Annotated in this window: 2 protein-coding genes; both read right to left on the bottom strand. The window is 62.8% G+C overall.

The features are described 5' to 3' along the window. Positions 1-579: 579 nt before the first annotated feature. Positions 580-1527: an aldose 1-epimerase gene (locus K8U03_22595; GenBank protein ID MCE9607687.1), complete on the bottom strand. Its 948-nt coding sequence runs from the start codon at positions 1525-1527 to the stop codon at positions 580-582. Continuing rightward, positions 1508-2361 (bottom strand): hypothetical protein (locus K8U03_22590; protein ID MCE9607686.1); only part of this gene is annotated, 854 nt, incomplete at its 5' end. The genes K8U03_22595 and K8U03_22590, both read right to left, overlap by 20 nt.

Below are 2361 nucleotides of genomic sequence, written 5' to 3'. Positions count from 1 at the left end.
GATCCGCAGCGCGGCGGAGCGAACCGTCGCAGGCTTGTGGCGCCGCTGCGGCGAACTCGTCACCCGCTTCCAAGAATCCGAATGCCGAAACTACTTCCGAAACTCAGGATACCGCTACAATTAATTGCAATGCGCTCTAGTCTTTTTCCCGGCCTGCGGTCGGCGGCTGCCGATCTTTCCGATGTCGGGTATTGCGGCACGCGTGGTCTTGGTCCGACCCTGCGACGGCCGTAATGTTCGACTCCGAAAGATCCGATGCCACCGGTCGCGATCCTTCGCCGCCGCGCGCTCTGGACGAGCCGCGCGGCACCGCTTGGCGGAGGATCGAATTTGCACGACGGCTCGTTTGAGTTTGCAAACTCAAGCGAATCGCTTCGACTGCCTAGGGTGTCGTCCGGTGCGTCGTCGCCCGAGCTTCTCTTCGCGAGCATACGCTCGGGAGAGCCGAGCGGGAGCCCGTTCTGCGCAGACATGTTTGGACAAGATGCCCGACCGAACTCGGGCGACGACGCACGAACTTTTTTCAATCGCGAGCGTTCGCGAAGAGGCGCCGCTGCGCGCCTTTGCTCGACTCGCTATTTACTCAACCGCAATCTCATAGCGACACGAAAACTTCTCGCCGGGCTTAAGCGTTTGCGGAGCGCCGATTACTCCTTTTTCCGTCATCGTGAATTGATCGGGGACGCACGTATAGGGCTCGATGCACACCGCTTCGCGATGCGGTGGGTTGTACACCACGACTTGCGTGAACCCCGAGTCGAACGCCATCGACAGCGTACGGCGATTCGTCGGGTCGGCGATCGAGGCCGATGCTTCTCCGGAAGAGAATTCGACGTCGGTAAAGACGTCGTCGAGCTTCATGTCGGCGAAGCGCATGCCGGCCGCAAGGCCGCGCGGACCGGTCGCCGGAAGCTTCTTGCCGCTCGGGAGCATGTCGACCAGCTCGAAATAGTTTCGCACCGGCACCGTCACGCGGCAATCGTCGGCCGTCCCTTGCGGGCCGAGCGGCAAACGGAAATAAGGATGCGTGCCGAGACCGAACGGCAGCGGCTTGTCGTCCGGATTTTCGACCGTGATCTTGCTTGCGAGCGTCGTGCCGGAAAGTTCGTAACTCACGGTGACGATGAAGTCGGCGGGCCACTTCTTCAAGATGTCGGGATCGACCTTCGATGCCTGGAACTTGCCGACGACGCTCGAAGCCGATTTCTCGACGACTTCCCACGGACGCGTGAGGCAGTAGCCGTGAATCGCGTTGCCGCGACCGTCGTTGCCTTCGAGCGGATACGACTTGCCGGCGTAGTCGAGCGTCGTGCCGCGCAAGCGTCCGGGATAGGGAAACAGGACGGGAATGCCGCTATGCGAAGGGCGTTCTTTGCCGGTCGCGAAGTTGGGGGTCGTCCAGAGGACATCCACCGGCGCACCGGCGACCACGGCCTCGAACTTGTAGCAATTGAAACCCGCGCCGACGAGGATCGTGGCCGACGAGCCCGAGGTCGGGTCGATGATTTTAACTTCTTCTATTGCCATGAGCGAAGTCACCGGTGTGGGTGGAAAGCGAACGAACGACGGAATCGGAAAGGTACAACGGCTCGCGCGCGTAATGCCTTACGGCCGTCATCAAGACGATCGTAATGCCGAGCCAGAGCAGCAGCGAGCGGATCTCGGCGAAGGTCGTTTCGCCGAACGCAGCCGCAGCCAAGCGGTGCATCAGCATGACGACGGCGACAAGCGAAATCACGAACAGCATCGTAGCGCCGGCGCTGTTTCCCATCAATGCCTCGCGCGAGATTTCGGGAAGTTGCAACAAGACGATGATCCCGATCGGCCATTGCAAGACCGTCGTGATGAGCGCGATCATCGCGCCGCGCGTCTTCAAGCCGAGCGCGATTTCAGAGGCCGAGGGTTTGCCGTCGGTTCGCTCCGCGGCAGCCGGCCCGATCGACGCCGCCAGCGCCGCCAACAAGACCCCGGCGACGGCGAGCGACGCCGCCGAAAAGTGAGCGACCCGCGCGAGCACTTCGGGATCGCCCAGGTAGGTCAGAAAGCGAACCGCGCCGGAAGCCTCATCGGGCCGAGTCGAGAGGACGCTGAGAATCGCGAACAGGGTCGGAAAGTGGTAGATCGTGTTCGTGATCGCGGCGACGGCGAAGAACCGGCCGACCACGGCGCGGCGCGTCCCTCGTCGCCACAGACGGAGCCAGATCTCGAAACAAGCGGCCGAGAACGCCAGTTCCGCAACCGCGAAGTAGTAGCGGCTCATCGGCAACGCTCGCGCGGCGGCCGATACTTCCGCCGGATGCGCGCTCCACCACACGTAAGCGGCCGTTGCCCCGAGCGCCGCGCCGGCGTAGAGCCCATGCA

Source organism: Planctomycetia bacterium (assembly GCA_021413845.1).
Classification (GTDB): domain Bacteria; phylum Planctomycetota; class Planctomycetia; order Pirellulales; family PNKZ01; genus PNKZ01.
The sequence above is the reverse complement of the archived record's forward strand: the minus strand, read 5'-3'. Positions and strand labels throughout refer to the sequence as shown.